Source organism: Aquitalea sp. (assembly GCF_030150775.1).
Lineage (GTDB): Bacteria > Pseudomonadota > Gammaproteobacteria > Burkholderiales > Chromobacteriaceae > Aquitalea > Aquitalea denitrificans.
In genome coordinates this window covers 1-16,990 of record NZ_JASLFG010000048.1, presented here as the reverse complement: position 1 = coordinate 16,990, position 16,990 = coordinate 1, and the positions used below count along the sequence as shown (strand labels likewise).

The window sequence follows — 16,990 nt, the reverse complement described above, 5'->3', positions numbered from 1 at the left end:
ACAGGCTTTTCTGACGGGAATAATCTTTTCCCATGCGCCGATTTGATACAGCTTGCTGGGCGCACTATAAATGCCAGCTAAAGCGTGAGTCGGAAAACCCGCTGCGCTCTCTGGCCCGGCGGGTTTTTCTTTTTCCGTCTTATAGTGCGCGCACTGTGTGACATCGGGCATGTTGAAGGTATTACCGTTTTAGTTTTACCGTTCCGGGCTGTGTCCGGAACACCGGCGCCGAGTTAATCGACAACTTGCAGGGCGCCCAAAAATCCTGCTAAAGCGTCGCCTGACGGTAAGGTCGGGCACGCAACAGCGCCACCCATACCCGATGGAGTTTCACCATGTACGATTGCCTGCAAGACAGCTGTAGCGACTTTTCCTTTGCCGTATACGATGCCGTGGGAAGAAAACGCCCCCTTCAAGGCAGCCTGACTGCCACCTTGCTGTCCGCCGACAGCACCCTGCCGCTGCAAGACCTGATCAACTACGCTGACCAGCTGGGCTACAGCAGCCAGCTGGACGAGAGCGGCTTGCTGACCATTCACGATGTCGGCCTGCTGGATGCGCTGAACATCAACAGCCGCTTTGGCCAGCATCTGATCATCAGCTGTGATTTGCGCCGCGAAACCCCAGTCCGTTTCTGAAGCGAATCCGCGCGCGTTCCGGCAAGGCAGCGGTCAGGGCTGAGCCGTAGCCAGTGCAACAGCGGTGTCGCCATTGCACAAGACAGGCCGGGCAGCCGCTCCTTATAATGGAGCGCTTGCCCACCTTGTCGAAATTGATCCGCCTCCATGTTGCAGGAACTCAAAAGCGCTGCGCCCGGTGCCATTACCGGTGAAGCCAGACAGATCGTCCGCCTTGCCTTGCCGATGATGATTGCCCAGGTGGCCCAGGTGGCCACCGGCTTTGTCGATACCGTCATGGCCGGGCGGGTCAGTACTGACGATCTGGCAGCCGTCTCGCTGGGTGCCAGCATTTTCATCACCGTCTATGTGACCTTGATGGGCGTGGTGACGTCACTCAATCCGGTATTGAGCCACCAGTTGGGGGCCGGTGAGAAAGAGCAGATTGGCGAAACCGGCCGCCAGGGCATTTGGTTCGGCCTGTTTGTCGGCCTGCTTGGTGCCGCCGCCATGCTGCTGGCCGAGCATCCCTTGCGCCTGTGGCTGCAACTGCCAACCGACGTGGAAGACAAGGTAATGCTGTTCATCACCGGCACCGCCGTGGGCATGCCCGCCGCCATGGTGCACCGTGCCCTGCATGCCTATGCCTCCAGCCTGAACCGGCCCAAGGTGATCATGGTGGTCAGCCTGATTGCGCTGGCACTCAACATTCCGCTTAATTACGCGCTGATTCACGGCCTGTACGGCCTGCCCAGGCTGGGAGGTGCCGGTTGCGGCTGGGCCACCGGCATCGTGTTCTGGTTCAACTGTCTGACCTTGCTGGCTTATATCTGCTGGCATCGCCATTTCCGCCCCTATGGCCTGACGCGGCGGATGAGCTGGCCCCACTGGAAGCGCTACGGGGCCTTTCTCAAGCTGGGCCTGCCTATCGGCCTGTCCTTCTTTGTCGAAGTCAGCCTGTTTTCCTTTATCGCCCTGCTGATTGCCAAGCTGGGCATGACGGTGGTGGCCAGCCACCAATCGGTGCTCAATTTTTCCAGCATCATCTACATGCTGCCGCAAAGCATTTCCACGGCCCTTACCGTAAGAGTCGGACAGCGCGCCGGTGGCGGTGATTATCACCAGGCCCGCTTTGTCGCCGGGGTCGGCCTGCTGGTGGGGCTGGCCACCGCACTGTGCACCATGCTGCTGGTGCTGTGGCTGCGCAGCGATATCATGGCCATCTATTCACCGGATCCACAAGTCATTGCCATGGGCTCCAGCCTGCTGCTGTTTGCTGCCGTATTCCAGCTGACCGATGCCGCCCAGACCATTGCCTCCGGCGCACTGCGCGGCTACAAGCTGACCACCATTCCCATGGTGATCCACATTACCGCCTTCTGGGGCATAGGACTGGGGCTTGGCATCACGCTGGGCCTCACCGACTGGCTGGTCTCCCCCATGGGCATTTACGGTTTCTGGCTGGCACTGGTCATCAGTCTGAGCATTGCCGCCCTGATGCTGGTGAGCTATCTGGCGCGGGAAAGCCGCCTGCGGCTGCGCCACCATACCCTGCAAGAAAGCTGATGATGACGCTGTGCATTCAATCGCAAGTTTCGCTCAAACCCCATAACACCTTTGGCATGGATGTCAGCGCCGCCCATTTCTGCCAACTGGACGACCTGGCCCGGCTACCTTCCCTGCTGGCCGACAAACACTACCAGCAAGGTCCGGTACTGTGGCTGGGTGGCGGCAGCAATCTTTTGCTGACGCAAGACTACCCGGGCCTGGTGGTCAAACTGGCCCTGCGTGGCATCCATCTGCTGGAAGACCATGGCGACAGCCTGCTGGTGGAGGCCGCCGCCGGGGAAAACTGGCATGACTTTGTGCGCTATTGCCTGCAACAAGGCTGGTACGGGCTGGAAAACCTCAGCCTGATTCCCGGCACGGTGGGTGCCTGTCCGGTGCAGAATATCGGTGCCTACGGCGTGGAAGTGAAGGACCGCATTGCCCAGGTGGTGTGTGCCGATCTGCAAGCCAATGGCACTCCTGTGGTACTGGAGAATACCGACTGCCGCTTTGCCTACCGCGACAGCGTTTTCAAACACGAAGCCGCCGGTCGCCTGCTGGTGACAGCCGTGCGCTTCAGGCTGTCACGCCAGCCGCAACTGAAGACGGCCTATGGCGACATCCAGCAGGAGCTGGACAAACGTGGCATCAGCCAAGCCACGCCACTGGATGTCAGCGATGTGGTGATGGCTATCCGGGCCAGCAAGCTGCCCAACCCGGCCGAGCTGGGCAATGCCGGCAGCTTCTTCAAGAATCCGGTAATCGGCCAGGCACAGGCCGACGAACTGTTGCAGCGCTTTCCAGCCCTGCCGCACTACCCGGCCGGGCCCGGCAAGGTGAAACTGGCAGCAGGCTGGCTGATTGATCAGGCTGGCCTGAAAGGCTACCGCCAGGGTGATGCCGCCGTGCATGAGCGCCAGGCGCTGGTGCTGGTGAATCACGGTGCCGCCAGCGGCAGCCAGATGTGGGCGCTGGCCCGCCATGTGCAGGACACGGTGCGCCAGCGTTACGGCGTGGAACTGGAAGCCGAACCGCTGGTCCTGTAATACCAGCCTGACACAGGAAACAAACATGCAAGCGACACGACACGGCAAACGGCCGGTACTGGTTTTCGATCTGGGTGGCGTACTGGTGGACTGGAACGGCATCGACCCCCTGATGGCCGTGTCGCAAGGACGTCTGGAGCGTGAACAAGCCAGGCAATTCTGGATGCATACGCCGGAGGTGGCGCTGCTGGATACCGGCCGGGTGGCACCGGAAGAGTTCGCCCGGCTGATGGATGAACGGCTGCAACTGGGACTGGGCACTGCGGCCATGCAGCAAGCACTGGACGACTGGCTGCAAGGCCCCTACCCCGGCGTGCGAGAGCTGCTGCAGCAACTGGGAGCACACTACCGGCTGGCTGTACTCAGCAATAACAATGCGCTGCACTGGGGCAAGATCGAGCGCCAGTTCGACATCCTGCCATTATTCGAAACCTGCTTTGCCTCACACCACATGGGCTTGCGCAAACCGGACCTGGCGGTTTACCACCATGTGCAGCAAGCCTTGCAGGTAGATGCTGCCGACATCATCTTTTTTGATGACAACATCGAATGTGTGCACAGTGCCACGCAAGCAGGCTGGCAGGCCTGCCACACCGTCGGCTTTGACGCGGTGCGACAGGCGGTGCAGGCTCACGGCCTGCTGGACTGAAACATTCAGAACAGCCCGGCGGCACTGACAAACAGCACCACCACTACAGCATAAGCACCCATCCAGCACAGTGAGCGCAGCGTGGCCTTGTCGCTGATGTAACACAGGCCATGGCCCAGGCGCAGCAACACATACACCACCGCCAGCACGTCCAGCCGGGCCGCTGGCACCTTCATCATCCAGGCCAGCAACATGGCTGCGGCATAGCTGGGAAAGGCTTCCCAGGCATTTTGTTGCGCCCAGTTGGCGCGCTGGCGCCAACCGGTGACCCCCGCCAGCACCACACGCGGCTGATGGTTGTCATACGGTGCACCAGCCTTGGCCAGCGCCGTCCACAGCAAAGGCAAAAAAGAAGCCAGCAAGATACTCCACAGCGCAAACGGCATGAGAACTCCTTGGCAAAGGGAAAACCGGCAAGTCTGAACCCATCAGAAACGCGGGCCCGACCCCAGGTAAGCCTGGTCATCAAACGTACTGACCCATTGCGGCCGGTACACCACCAGAATGGCGATGGTCAGCCCACTGGTAAACGCTTCCGACCACGACAACAGGAAATAAAACGGTAAGGCCTCGTCCAGCAGGTAATCCCAGCCATAGGCTGCGTTCATGCCCAGCGCCAGCATGCCGGCAGCACCGCTCAGAAACAGGCTGAGCCCTCCTGCAATGAAGGCATTGATAAAAACATAGACAAACAGCTGGGTAGGCAGGCCACGACGGGCCAGTTGCAGCAAACCGGCACTCAAGGCTACCGGAAGTGCGGCACCACACAGCCAGTTGAGTCCGACGGATAGCAAGTCGCCATGCCCACCAGCCACCAGGGCCAACAACACCACGGCCATCGCCAGCATGGCCAGCCAGGGCCCCATCAGCAAGGTCAGAATGGTAGCACCCAGCATGTGAAAAGACAGCCCAGGCCTGAGTCCCCCCTTAAGCAGCCACAAGCCCAGCAACAAGACGCAAGCCCCCATCCACGCATTGCAGGTGGCAGCATTCAGTGTGCGCCAAGCCACCCGGGATGTGGCAAAACCCAGCAGCAGGCCGGACAGCACCATGGTCACAATCAGCAGCCACGGTGGAAACAACACAGCAGGCAAATCCATGAATGCTCCAGCCCGACACGGTGTTGCGCATGATACCACTACGACGATAAGCCCCACAGCATAAGCACGGCTGGGTACAATAGCGCTTTTGCCGCCAGGGTTCCGACATGAGCAAGCAGCCAGCCAACCATCTTATTGCCCAACAGGTCAGCATTGCGCTGGCTGAGGATATTGGTCAGGCCGACTGGACCGCCCAGTTGATTGACCAGGCGGAAGAATGCAGTGCCACCGTGCTGCTGCGCGAGGATGCCGTGCTGTGCGGCAAGGCCTGGTTTGAGGAATGCTTCCGCCAGGTAGATGAGCGCTGCAGCGTGCTGTGGCAGGTGCGCGAAGGCCGCAAGATTGCCGCCGGCACCGTGCTGTGCGAAATCACCGGCCCGGCACGCGCCTTGCTGACAGCGGAACGCTCTGCGCTGAATTTCCTGCAGACCCTGTCTGCCGTGGCCACCCAGACCCGACACTATGTCGATGTGGTGGCCGGTACCCGTGCCCGTATTCTCGATACCCGCAAAACCCTGCCCGGTCTGCGCCTGGCACAGAAATACGCCGTCACCGTCGGCGGTGGCGACAACCAGCGCATCGGTTTGTATGACGGAATCCTGATAAAGGAAAACCACATCATGGCTGCCGGTGGTATCCGCCAGGCGCTGGAACAGGCATTCCGCATCATCCCACCCGGCGTGACGCTGCAGATTGAAGTGGAAAACCTGGATGAGCTTCAGCAGGCACTGGATGCCGGTGCCACACTCATTCTGCTGGACAATATGTCGCTGGACGACATGCGCCAGGCAGTGGAACGCAGCGCCGGCAAGGCCTTGCTGGAAGCCTCCGGCGGCGTGGACATGGCAACCGTGCGCGCCATTGCCGAAACCGGTGTCGACCGCATTTCCATCGGCAAACTCACCAAGGACATCCAGGCCATCGACCTGTCCATGCGCTTTCAGCACTGAGCCACCAGCAAGGACAATGCCGCCACGGGCAAGGCGCATTGTCCTTTTGTCATTTTACAAGGTATACCGATAAGGCAGAGGCCACAGCAACAGGCCATCGATTGAGCAATGGGGGAACAGCATATCTTGCGCAGGCAATTCAAGGACAAGGGCAAGCTTGCCAAATGGCTGGCGGCCATCTTTCTGGTCAGCACGCTGCTGATGGTCGTACTCGACCTTGCCGGCACGCGCCAGCAAGGCGAAAGCGAGGCACGCAATCAGGCCGCCGGCTTGTCCGAACTGCTGGAAGAACGCCTGTCCTCGGGCCTGCGCGAAACCAGCCTGATCCTGAAAAGCGCCAGCGACAGCAATCTGGTACAACTGCTGCTCAACAAGCACCTGCTGAATGCCGAGCAACAGCAACGCATTGATCTGCTGATGCACGGCAAGCTGCGGCAGATGCCCTACCTCAAGCAGATCGACATCCTGGATAGCTCCTGCTACGTGCTGTATTCCAGCCAGAACCACAGCCCGTCTTCCCAGCTTAAGGCCGATTACTGCCGCTGGTACCACCGCAATGGCAGCCAGGACAGCAGTTTCACCTCCACCCGGCAGGAGCAGGCCCAGGGTGGCATCGTACTGGTACAAAAACTGCTGAATCAGGATGACGAAACCATCGGCATGGTCGTGGGCGTGCTGGACAAGCGCTTTTTCCAGGCCGAAGTTGCCAAGCTGCCGGTAGGGCGCTTCGGCGAAATCCTGGTGCTGGACCAGCGCCAGATTCTGCAGGCCAGCTGGCCTGCCCAGACCAGCGATCCGGATCAGCCACTCAACGAGCTGCAAAGTACAGAAGTACTGGAACGCCACGACAACTATCTGCAGTTTCGCGCCAATTCGATTCTGGACCAGGAGCCAAGGCTTTACAGCTCGCGCATGATGAGCGGCTTCCCTTTCCGCGTGGTGGTGGGCATTGCCGAACGCGACTTTACCCGTGCCTATCATGACAAGGCCAGCATGGCCGTGCTGGCTTGGCTGTTTACCGCCGCACTCACGCTGATTACCCTGCGCAGCCACCTGGGCAATATCCGGCAGAACCGTCTGCTATCGGCCAGCGCCGCACGTATCCGCGAAAGTGAAGAGCTGGCCAGGCTTACCCTGGACACCGCCCCGGTAGCCCTGATTCTGGTTGCCACCGAAACCATGCGCATACTGCGTGCCAACGCACCGGCCCGTGAAATGCTGCAAATACCCTCTGCCCCGCAGCGCAGTGATGGCCAGCCAGCCATTCTGGACCTGCCGCTGCACTTGAACCCGGTTGGCGACTGGCTGCGTGCCGGTGAGGCAGTATCCAATCGCGAAACCGAACTGCAACGAGAAGACCAGAGCACCTTGTGGGCGATTGTGTCGGTTGAACTGATGCCGCATCAGCAGATACCCGCCGCACTGATTGCCCTGTATGACATTTCAGAACGCAAGTCGCTGGAAAACGAGCTGGAAGAGAAAAACCGTCTGCTCAACGAAATGGCCATTACCGATCCGCTAACGCGGCTATGCAATCGCCGTCACGCCGATCAGGTGCTGAAAGAAGAGCTACAACGTTGTGAACGCTACAGCCAGCCGATGTCGGTGGCCGTGTTTGATATCGACCACTTCAAGCAGTTCAATGACAGTTTTGGCCACCAGGCCGGGGACAATGTCCTGCTGGCCGTCGCCAATGCGCTGATAGACTGCACGCGCAGCATGGACGTGTGTGCGCGCATCGGCGGCGAAGAATTCCTGGTGATTTTCCCCAGCACCCGCCTGCGGGATGCGGAAAAAGTAATGGCCCGGGTACAGCAGGTATTGGGCGGCACCATCTTCCCCTTTACCGATGACAAGGTTACCTTCAGCGGCGGCATCACCGACTGGCGACCGGGGGACAGCCCGTCAGGCATGCTAAACCGTGCCGACAAGCTGCTGTATCAAGCCAAGATGGCTGGTCGCGACCTGATGCTCAGCGACGGCAACAGCGAGTAAAGCAGGTCGGAATCACCTGGCAGACAGCGCCTGAGCCAGCAGCCGCAGCATGGCAGCCGTTGCGCCCCAAATGGTGTAGTGCTGCCATTGCATGGCCAGATACTGGCCGCTGACCCCATCACGCACATAGCTGTGCTTCTGGTATTGGCTGCCATCCAGAGCCAGAGACAGCGGAACCTCGAATACCTCGGCCACTTCGCCAGGCTCCGGTCGCAGCAGCAAGGGTGGCTGCAACATGGCCACCACCGGTGTAACCACAAAATCGGTAATGGTGACATATTCCGGCAGCGTACCCAGTACCACCACCTGCTCGGCCGACAACCCGATTTCCTCCTGCGCTTCGCGCAAGGCAGCTGCAATCACCGAACTGTCCTCGGCATCCACTTTGCCACCGGGAAAGCTCACCTGCCCGGCATGGGTAGACAGTGACTCGGTGCGTCGTGTCAGCAACACCGTCGGCCCGCTGTCATACCATACCAAAGGCACCAGCACTGCAGCCGGTCGCTGCCTTGCACCTGCCACGCGCCACGGGATGTCCCCGGCACGGCCATCAAACTCGAACCCTGCCAGACGCTGGCGTATCCAGGCCTGGGCCTCCACCATTTCAGCCGGCCACATGGCTGTCATCCTTGTTTTGATTGCGGGCCAATCTTGGGCAGGGCCAGCTCGCTCCAGTGTGCAAACAGGCGAATGGCCAGACCAAGCACAAACAGCAGCTGCAACAGCCAGCTCGTAATCCAGGTCAGCTGGTCCAGCACAAACAGGCCGCCAGCTACCAGTATGGACACGGTGCCGTAAAAATCCTTGTGCAGGATGAAGGGAATGTCATTTACCATCATGTCGCGTACCACACCGCCACCCACCGCAGTAATGAAACCCAGCAACACCACGCCGAAGGCATTCAGGTCATACATCAGGCCAACCTGGGCTCCGGTAATGCTGAATGCCACCAGTCCCAGCGAATCTGCAATGATGAACAGGCGCTCCAGCGTACGGCTCTGACGGCGGTGCAGCCGCAGCAATGCCGACAGCAGCAGCGTGGCCGCAATAATGGCCAGACTGGTGTAATTGAAAAATACCAGCGGCACCCGCGCCACCAGCACATCACGCAAAATACCGCCACCAATGGCGGTAAGCAGCGCCACCACCACGATGCCCAGCAAGTCCAGCTGCTTGCGTACACCGATCAGATAACCGGAAAAGGCAAAGGCAACGGTGCCGATGGCGGAAAAGACTTCCATCTGGAAAAAACGACTGCTGAATTCCATCTTGCGGGTAATACCAAGAAAAACGCCAGACCTGCTCAGGTCCGGCGTCGGGTTCATCCATTACATCCCGGAAGCGGGATCATGTCCTTGCCACCTGTCAGCGGCGCATGGAGTCGAAGAAGGCCAGATTGGACTTGGTGGCCTTGATCTTGTCCTGCAGGAATTCCATTGCCTCGATATCGTCCATCGGGTACAGCAGCTTGCGCAGCACCCAGATGCGTTGCAGCTGGTCTTGCGGCACCAGCAGTTCTTCGCGACGGGTGCCGGAACGGTTGATGTTCAGTGCCGGGAAGATGCGCTTTTCCGCCATGCGACGATCCAGATGGATTTCACAGTTGCCGGTACCCTTGAATTCTTCGTAGATCACATCGTCCATACGGCTGCCGGTATCGATCAGCGCGGTGGCGATGATGGTGAGGCTACCGCCTTCTTCCACATTACGCGCGGCACCGAAGAAGCGCTTGGGGCGCTGCAGTGCATTGGCGTCCACACCACCGGTCAACACCTTGCCCGAAGCAGGCACCACGGTGTTATAGGCACGAGCCAGACGGGTCACCGAATCCAACAGGATGACTACGTCCTTCTTGTGCTCGACCAGGCGCTTGGCCTTTTCGATCACCATTTCGGCCACCTGCACGTGGCGGGTAGCCGGCTCGTCGAAGGTGGAGGACACAACCTCGCCCTTCACCGAGCGCTGCATTTCGGTCACTTCTTCCGGACGCTCGTCAATCAGCAACACAATCATCACCGCTTCCGGGTGATTGGTGGTGATGGCATGGGCGATGTGCTGCAACATGACCGTTTTGCCGGACTTCGGCGGTGCCACCAGCAAGGCGCGCTGGCCTTTGCCGATAGGAGCGATCAGATCAATGATGCGGCTGGTGATGTTTTCCTCGCTGCGGATGTCACGTTCGAGCTTGAACTGCTCGGTCGGGAACAGCGGCGTGAGGTTTTCAAACAGGATCTTGTGCTTGGAGTTCTCTGGCGGCTCGCCGTTGACCTTGTCCACCTTCACCAGCGCAAAATAGCGTTCGCCATCTTTTGGGGTGCGGATCTCGCCTTCGATGGAGTCGCCGGTGTGCAGATTGAAACGGCGGATCTGCGATGGGCTGACATAGATGTCATCCGGGCCGGCCAGATACGAGGTATCCGGGCTGCGCAGGAAACCAAAACCATCCGGCAGCACTTCCAGGGTGCCCTCACCGAAGATGCTTTCGCCTTTTTTGGCCTGGTTTTTCAGAAGCGCAAAGATAAGATCTTGCTTGCGCAGGCGATTAGCGCCCTCGATCTCGTTGGAAATAGCCATTTCCACGAGCTGGGATACATGAAGGTGTTTGAGATCAGATAAATGCATAGCGGCCGTTGGTCGACTCGTAAAGATTGAGCAGAACGCTGTTCGTGGGGTGTGGATGCGGATACGAAACAGGCGGCTGATGTGCCGCCTGCTTGAAGAAGTTCAGGTGAGAATAGACGCTTTAGATGTGGCTGTCAATGAAGGCGGCCAACTGGCTCTTGGCCAGTGCACCCACCTTGGTGGCGGCAACCTGGCCGTCCTTGAAAATCATCAGTGTCGGGATGCCGCGGATGCCGAATTTTGGCGGGGTCAGCTCGTTCTGGTCGATGTTCAGCTTGGCAACTTTCAGGCGACCGGCGTATTCCTTGGCCACTTCATCCAGGATGGGGGCGATCATCTTGCAAGGACCGCACCATTCAGCCCAGTAGTCGACCAGAACCGGCACATCGGCCTTCAGGACGTCTTGTTCAAAGGAGTCGTCGGTTACGTGCAGGATAAGATCGCTCATGGCTTCCTCTAGTATTCGGGGTGGTTTGCAGTGTCGTTAGCCGTTGATGGTAACAATTGACTGACCTTGGGGCAACCGCCGTCTGGTTGCGACGGAGGCACTGACCGACCGCGTTCACCCTGGCTGGCAATACGGTCGGCACGTCAGGAAATGCGTGCATAAATGCGGCTGGTCAACTGAGAATGGGATCAGACCCTGCCATTTTCAAGTAGCAGGCAAGGCCGCCGCCAGCAATTGGCGGGTGTAAGGCTGCTGCGGATGGTCAAACACCTGTGCTGTCATGCCCTGCTCCACCACCTTGCCCGCCTGCAACACCAGCACCCGGTGCGCCACTGCCCGGATGACGGCCAGATCGTGGCTGATGAACAAATAGCTGAGACCATACTTGCGCTGCAGGCTGCGCAATAGTTGCAGCACCTGCTTTTGCAGTGTGGCATCCAGCGCACTGGTTGGCTCGTCCAGCAGGATCAGCCGCGGCTTGAGCACCAGGGCACGCGCAATGGCGATGCGCTGGCGCTGGCCGCCGGAAAATTCGTGCGGGTAGCGATCCATAAAGTCATGATGCAGGCCGACCTCGGCCAGAGTGGCAATCACCTGCTGGCGCACCTGTTCTGCACTCAGCCGGGGCTGATGCAGCGCCAGGCCTTCAGACACGATCTGCGCCACCGTCATGCGAGGCGACAGCGAGGAGAACGGGTCCTGGAATACCACCTGAAAGTCCTTGCGCGCATGGCGCAGGCGACGGCCACGCAAGTCGTGCAGTGCCATGTCGTCCAGCCTGATCTCGCCTTGACTGGGCAAGAGGCGCAGCAATGCGAGGCCCAGCGTGGTCTTGCCGGAACCGGACTCACCGACAATGCCCAGCGTTTGCCCGGCCGGAACATCCAGTGATACATGCTGCACTACCGGCACCAGCCGCTGGCTGAACCAGCCTGCCTTACGGTGATAGCTGACGGTGATGTCACTGGCCTGCAGCCGTAGCGGCACCGCAGCCGGCTCCTGCGCATCATCGTCCAGGATGCCTGGCCTGCTGGCCAGCAGTTCGGCGGTATAAGGGTGGGCCGGATGATTGAAAACCTGTGACACCTTGCCGCTTTCCACCACCAGACCTCCACGCATCACCACCACTTTGTCGGCAAAGCGCCGTACCAGGTTCAGATCGTGGGTGATGAACAACACCGCCATGCCCAGTTCCTGTTGCAGTTCATCCAGTAGTTGCAGGATTTGTGCCTGTACCGTCACATCCAGTGCAGTGGTCGGTTCATCGGCAATCAGCAAGCGTGGCTGACAGGCCAGGGCCATGGCAATCATTGCGCGCTGACGCTGGCCACCGGACAGCTGAAAGGGATAGCTGTCCACTTTTTCCGCCGCATCAGTAATGCCGGTGCGCAGCAGCAAGCGGATGGCCTCGGCACGGGCTTCGCGCGCCGTCAGCCCCAGGTGCAGGGTGAGGGTTTCGCCAATCTGCCGGCCAATGGTGAACAGCGGATTGAGTGCATGCATCGGCTCCTGAAAGATCATGGCGATATCACGACCACGGATCTGACGCAGGCGGGCCTCTCCGGCTCCCAGCAGCTCCTCGCCGGCCATACGTACAGAACCGCTCAATCGTACATCCGGGTTCAATTGCAACAGGGCCTGGGCGGTGACGGTCTTACCCGAGCCGGACTCGCCCACCAGCGCCACCTTTTCGCCGGCAGCCACGCTGAAGCCTACTGAGGACAGCACTTGCTGACTGCCAAAGTGAGCATTCAGCGCGGCAACGGTCAACAGGGTTTCCATCTCAGCCTTTCCGGGTGTCCAGCGCGGCGCGCAGGCCCTCGCCAATGAAAATCAGCAGCAGCAAGGTGGTGGTCAGTACTGCAAAGGTAGGCAGAGCAATCCACCAGGCATCCAGATTATCCTTGCCCTGTGCCAGCAGCTCGCCCAGGCTGGGCGTGGAAGATGGCACACCCAGACCGAGAAAATCCAGGCTGGTGAGCGCCAGAATCGCCCCGCTCACCCGGAATGGCAGAAAGGCCAACACCGGTGTCAGGCTGTTGGGCAGCACATGCCGCCACATGATCTGCCAGCTGTTCAGGCCGGTAGCCCGCGCCGCCAGCACATATTCCATCTGGCGGTTGCGCAGGAATTCGGCCCGCACATAATCGGCCAGGCCCATCCAGCCAAACAGGGTGAGCAGCAGCAGGAGCAGCCACAAGCCGGGCTTGAACAGCGAGGCCAGGATGATCAACAGGTAAAGCTCGGGCAGGCTGCCCCAGACCTCCAGCAGACGCTGCACCACCAGGTCAAACTTGCCGCCAAAAAAACCCTGCAGTGCACCAAACAACACGCCCAGCACAGTGCCGGACAGGGTAAGCGCCAGCGCAAACAGCACCGACACCCGAAAGCCGTAGATCAGCCGCGCCAGCACATCGCGCCCACGGTCATCGGTACCCAGCACATTATCGAAGGACGGTGCTGCCGGGTTGGGATTGTCGGCAAAGTAGTTCACCGTGTTGTAGCTGTAAGGATTCATCGCATAGACAGCAAAATTGCCTGGCCGGGCAAACTGGTCCTGGATGAAGGGGTCCAGATAATCGGTAGCGGTATCGAAATCACCACCGAATTCGGTTTCCTTGTAATCAAACAACACTGGGAAATACAGCTGGTCGTGGTAGCGCACCACCAGCGGTTTGTCGTTGGACAGCAGCTCGGCCCCCAGTGACAGCGCAAACAGCAGCAGAAACAGCCACAGACTGAAAAAACCACGTTTGTGCTGACGGAAGCGCCGCCAGGCACGCTGGCCAGGGGTAAGGCTGGGTGCGTGGCTCATCGCTCCCCTCCGTCGAAACTGACGCGCGGATCCACCAGCACATAGCTGAGATCGGACAGCAGCTTGGCCACCAGCCCCAGCAGGGTGAACACATACAGGCTGCCCATCACCACCGGGTAATCGCGCCGCATGACAGACTCGTAGGACAGCAGACCCAGCCCGTCCAGCGAGAACAGGGTTTCAATCAGCAGGCTGCCGGTGAAGAAAGCCCCGATGAAAGCGGCCGGAAAACCGGTAATCAGTGGAATCAGTGCATTGCGGAACACGTGCCGGTAGAGAATGGTACGCTCGGACAGGCCCTTGGCACGGGCGGTATAGACATACTGGCGGCGGATTTCTTCTAGGAACACGTTCTTGGTCAGCATGGTCATCACCGCCAGATTACCCACCACCGAGGCCGTTACCGGCAGCACGATATGCCACAGGTAATCCAGCACCTTGTCCAGCCAGCTCAAGCTATCCCAGTTGTCGCTCACCAGCCCGCGCAGCGGAAACAACTGCCAGAAACTGCCACCACCAAACAGCACCAGCAAGGCCACGCCCAGTACAAAGCCCGGAATGGCGTAACCCAACAGAATCACCGTACTGCTGGCCAGATCGAACAGGCTGCCGTCGCGCACCGCCTTGGCAATGCCCAGCGGGATGCACAACAGATAGGTGATGAAGAAGGTCCACAGGCCGATGCTCATTGATACCGGCAAACGGGACAAAATCAGCTGCGCCACCGACTGGTGATGGAAAAAGCTGTCGCCCAGATCAAACCGGGCAAAGCCGGCCAGCATATGCCCAAAACGTTGCAAGGGCGGCTGATCAAAACCGTACAGCTGTTTTAGCGCCTGTAACTCCTCCGGCTGCAAGCCGCCGCGGCTATGCATGGGACCGGCAGCCGCCACCGTTTCACCAGCCACGCCAGCATGGCTCAGTTGCTGCACCATCTGCTCCACCGGGCCACCCGGCACAAACTGGATGATGGCAAAGGTGAGTGCCAGCACGCCGATCAGTGTGGGAATCATCAGCAACAACCGTTTCAGGATATAGCGCCACATGCTTATTTTTTCTCCCACCAGGTTTCGATGGCCCACGTGGTCGGGCTGTAATACAGCGGCAGTTTGGCCGGCTGGCCAAAGCGGTTCCACCATGCCATGCGGTGATAAGGCAGATTCCAGTTGGGCACCAGGTAATAACCGGCGCGCAGCACCCGGTCCAGTGCATGGCTGGCGGCAAGCAGTTGCTGGCGATCGGCAAAGTGCATGAAGTTTGGTAACAATGCCTCGACTGCCGGGTCGCACAGGCCGGCCCAGTTTTGTGAACCCGGCGTCTGTGCCGCCTGGCAGCTATGGAAATCCAGCTGCTCGTTGCCCGGGCTGTTGCCGGCGGCGTACACCACCACGGTCATGTCGTAGTCGAAGTCGTTCAGCCGGCGCTGGTAGATGGCCGGGTCCACCACGCGCACGTTCAGCGTAATGCCCAGCTTGGCCAGATTCTGCTGCCAGCCGCTGGCGACGCGGTCGTATACCTTGGAATAAGTGAGGAACTCGATGCGCAAGGGCCGGCCCATGTGGTCCACCAGCTGGCCGCCCTCGTAACGCCAGCCGGCTTCAAACAACAGCTGGCGTGCCTGGCGCAGATTGCGACGGATGCCATAGCGGCCATCGGTGAACGGCGGCTCCACCGGCAGGCCAAACACTGCCGGGTCCAGCTTTTCCCGGATCGGCTCCAGCAGTTTCAGCTCGTCTGGCCCCGGCAAACCGCTGGCAGCCATCTCGCTATTGGTGAAGAAGCTGTTGCTGCGCCGGTACTGGCCGTAAAACAGGTTGCGGTTGGCCCATTCGAAGTCAAAGGCCAGGCTGATGGCCTGCCGCAGGCGCTTGTCGGCAAACTGTGGCCGCCGCACATTGAACACAAAGCCCTGCATGCCGGCACTGCGCTGATGCGGCAGCACTTTCTTGACGATGCGGCCATCATCAAACTTGGGGCCGATATACGAACGCGCCCACTGCTTGGCCATGTTCTCGGCTGATACATCGAACTCGCCGGCCTTGAAAGCCTCCAGCCGGGCGGTTTCGTCCTGGTAATAGCGGTAGCCGACTTCGTCAAAATTGAACATGCCGCGGCGTACCGGCAAATTGGCCGCCCAGTAATGCAGATTGCGGCTAAAACGGATGTTCTTGCCCAACTGGTATTGGCTCAGCACATAAGGGCCGGAACCGACGGGCGGCACCAGCACCATGTCGGCCAGTGTCTTGCCGGCGGGAATCCACTGCCGGGAAAACACCGGCAACTGGCACAGAATCATGTGCAGTTCGGAATTTCTGCGCTTGAAGTCAAAACGGATCGTGGCTGCATCCAGCGCCACCACCTGCTTCACATCGGCCCAGTACAGCCGATACAGCGGGGCGGCGCTGCGGTCGCGGGTGAGGGTATTGAAGGAAGCCACCACATCGGCGGCCTGCACCGACCGGCCATTGGCAAAACGGGCCAGCGGGTTGAGGTGAAAGCGCATCGACAGCTTGTCCGCCGCCAGCTGCATATCGTCGGCCAGCAGGCCGTAGCAGCTGTAGGGTTCGTCCTCGCTGCTCACCCCCAGGGTTTCCAGCGTCAGCGCCTCGATACCGTCCGCCTTGTCGCCCTTGAGGGAAAAGGGATTGAGTGTGTCAAAACCTCCCTGTGCCGACAGCATCAGCCGTCCACCCTTGGGTGCCGCCGGATTGACATAGTCAAAATGTGTAAAGCCTGCCGCGTATTTCGGCGCATAGCCCAGCGCCTGAGACGGCGCAGCCATGCTGCTGCCCGCCCATAGCAGCAGCATCACCCCTAGCCAATGTAAGTGTTTCATCTTGTTGTACGGCTTACGAATTGATCATGACTAGCTTATCATTATGGCTTTTATCCCTGTCAGGACAGGCCGGTGCCTTGCACCCGGTGCTGCAGCGACAGGGTATTAAGACTCATCGTGGCTAGAATAGCCTGTTTCTGCATGGTGACGGAATGAAGTCCGATGCCGTTTTACCGCTTGTTACCACGATATAAACCTTTTTCCGAGCACCTGCCGAGTCCTGAAGGCAGGCTGTAGGACAATCCCCACGACAGCGTAGCGCAGGCTTGGGTATAATGCCCCCCTGTTTCTACCAAGAAGGACTCCAAATGGGCTTTCTGCAAGGCAAAAAAATTCTGATTACCGGCATGATCTCCAACCGCTC

Annotated in this window: 17 protein-coding genes; 6 read left to right on the top strand and 11 right to left on the bottom strand. The window is 59.6% G+C overall.

Annotated elements, in window-relative coordinates; all coding sequences use genetic code 11:
- Nucleotides 1-335 precede the first annotated feature (335 nt).
- The 4 genes from QVF59_RS16465 to QVF59_RS16450 all read left to right on the top strand — a co-directional run bounded on the left by QVF59_RS16465 (nt 336) and on the right by QVF59_RS16450 (nt 3,860).
- A complete protein-coding gene (locus QVF59_RS16465; protein WP_045847073.1) occupies nt 336-638 on the top strand; it encodes a hypothetical protein in 303 nt (100 codons plus the stop codon).
- A gap of 147 nt (nt 639-785) precedes the next feature.
- A complete protein-coding gene (locus tag QVF59_RS16460; protein ID WP_287881329.1) occupies nt 786-2,183 on the top strand; it encodes an MATE family efflux transporter in 1,398 nt (465 codons plus the stop codon).
- Nucleotides 2,184-2,185: 2 nt separating this feature from the next.
- Nucleotides 2,186-3,211, top strand: a complete 1,026-nt coding sequence (gene murB / locus QVF59_RS16455) for a UDP-N-acetylmuramate dehydrogenase (RefSeq protein WP_287881331.1) — start codon at nt 2,186-2,188, stop codon at nt 3,209-3,211.
- Between the two features lie 25 nt (nt 3,212-3,236).
- Nucleotides 3,237-3,860, top strand: coding sequence for an HAD family hydrolase (locus tag QVF59_RS16450; RefSeq protein ID WP_287881328.1), 624 nt, complete (start codon nt 3,237-3,239; stop codon nt 3,858-3,860).
- Between the two features lie 5 nt (nt 3,861-3,865).
- On the opposite strand, the gene QVF59_RS16445 is transcribed toward QVF59_RS16450, so the two are convergent.
- Both QVF59_RS16445 and QVF59_RS16440 read right to left on the bottom strand, forming a co-directional pair.
- Nucleotides 3,866-4,246 (bottom strand): MAPEG family protein, encoded by a 381-nt coding sequence (locus QVF59_RS16445; RefSeq protein WP_287881327.1) that lies wholly within the window; start codon nt 4,244-4,246, stop codon nt 3,866-3,868.
- Nucleotides 4,247-4,288: 42 nt separating this feature from the next.
- Nucleotides 4,289-4,960, bottom strand: a complete 672-nt coding sequence (locus QVF59_RS16440; protein WP_287881326.1) for an energy-coupling factor ABC transporter permease — start codon at nt 4,958-4,960, stop codon at nt 4,289-4,291.
- 107 nt (nt 4,961-5,067) lie between these two features.
- On the opposite strand from QVF59_RS16440, the gene nadC reads away from it, so the two are divergent.
- Both nadC and QVF59_RS16430 read left to right on the top strand, forming a co-directional pair.
- Nucleotides 5,068-5,910 carry a carboxylating nicotinate-nucleotide diphosphorylase gene (gene nadC / locus QVF59_RS16435; RefSeq protein ID WP_159878620.1) on the top strand — a complete coding sequence of 281 codons (843 nt, stop codon included), beginning with the start codon at nt 5,068-5,070 and terminating at the stop codon, nt 5,908-5,910.
- A 108-nt stretch (nt 5,911-6,018) separates the two neighbouring features.
- Entirely contained in the window at nt 6,019-7,905 is a 1,887-nt protein-coding gene (locus QVF59_RS16430) for a sensor domain-containing diguanylate cyclase (protein WP_159878622.1), read from the top strand.
- Between the two features lie 12 nt (nt 7,906-7,917).
- On the opposite strand, the gene QVF59_RS16425 is transcribed toward QVF59_RS16430, so the two are convergent.
- The 9 genes from QVF59_RS16425 to QVF59_RS16385 all read right to left on the bottom strand — a co-directional run.
- On the bottom strand, nt 7,918-8,523 hold the full coding sequence (locus tag QVF59_RS16425; protein ID WP_287881325.1) for a CoA pyrophosphatase: 606 nt from the start codon (nt 8,521-8,523) through the stop codon (nt 7,918-7,920).
- A 5-nt stretch (nt 8,524-8,528) separates the two neighbouring features.
- Nucleotides 8,529-9,173, bottom strand: a complete 645-nt coding sequence (locus tag QVF59_RS16420; protein WP_287881330.1) for a trimeric intracellular cation channel family protein — start codon at nt 9,171-9,173, stop codon at nt 8,529-8,531.
- A 97-nt stretch (nt 9,174-9,270) separates the two neighbouring features.
- Nucleotides 9,271-10,527, bottom strand: coding sequence for a transcription termination factor Rho (gene rho, locus QVF59_RS16415; RefSeq protein WP_103522856.1), 1,257 nt, complete (start codon nt 10,525-10,527; stop codon nt 9,271-9,273).
- A 121-nt stretch (nt 10,528-10,648) separates the two neighbouring features.
- The gene (trxA, locus tag QVF59_RS16410) at nt 10,649-10,975 is read right to left on the bottom strand and encodes a thioredoxin TrxA (protein ID WP_045847065.1); all 327 of its coding nucleotides are present in this window, start codon (nt 10,973-10,975) and stop codon (nt 10,649-10,651) included.
- A gap of 204 nt (nt 10,976-11,179) precedes the next feature.
- A complete protein-coding gene (locus QVF59_RS16405) occupies nt 11,180-12,757 on the bottom strand; it encodes an ABC transporter ATP-binding protein (protein ID WP_287881324.1) in 1,578 nt (525 codons plus the stop codon).
- A 1-nt stretch (nt 12,758) separates the two neighbouring features.
- The gene (locus QVF59_RS16400) at nt 12,759-13,790 is read right to left on the bottom strand and encodes an ABC transporter permease (RefSeq protein WP_159878628.1); all 1,032 of its coding nucleotides are present in this window, start codon (nt 13,788-13,790) and stop codon (nt 12,759-12,761) included.
- On the bottom strand, nt 13,787-14,836 hold the full coding sequence (locus QVF59_RS16395) for a microcin C ABC transporter permease YejB (RefSeq protein WP_287881323.1): 1,050 nt from the start codon (nt 14,834-14,836) through the stop codon (nt 13,787-13,789). Before QVF59_RS16395 ends, QVF59_RS16400 begins: the two co-directional genes overlap by 4 nt.
- A gap of 2 nt (nt 14,837-14,838) precedes the next feature.
- Complete coding sequence (locus tag QVF59_RS16390) at nt 14,839-16,626, bottom strand: extracellular solute-binding protein (RefSeq protein ID WP_287881322.1); 1,788 nt, start codon at nt 16,624-16,626, stop codon at nt 14,839-14,841.
- Nucleotides 16,627-16,796: 170 nt separating this feature from the next.
- On the bottom strand, nt 16,797-16,990 hold a 194-nt coding region (locus QVF59_RS16385), incomplete at its 5' end, for a hypothetical protein (RefSeq protein WP_287881321.1).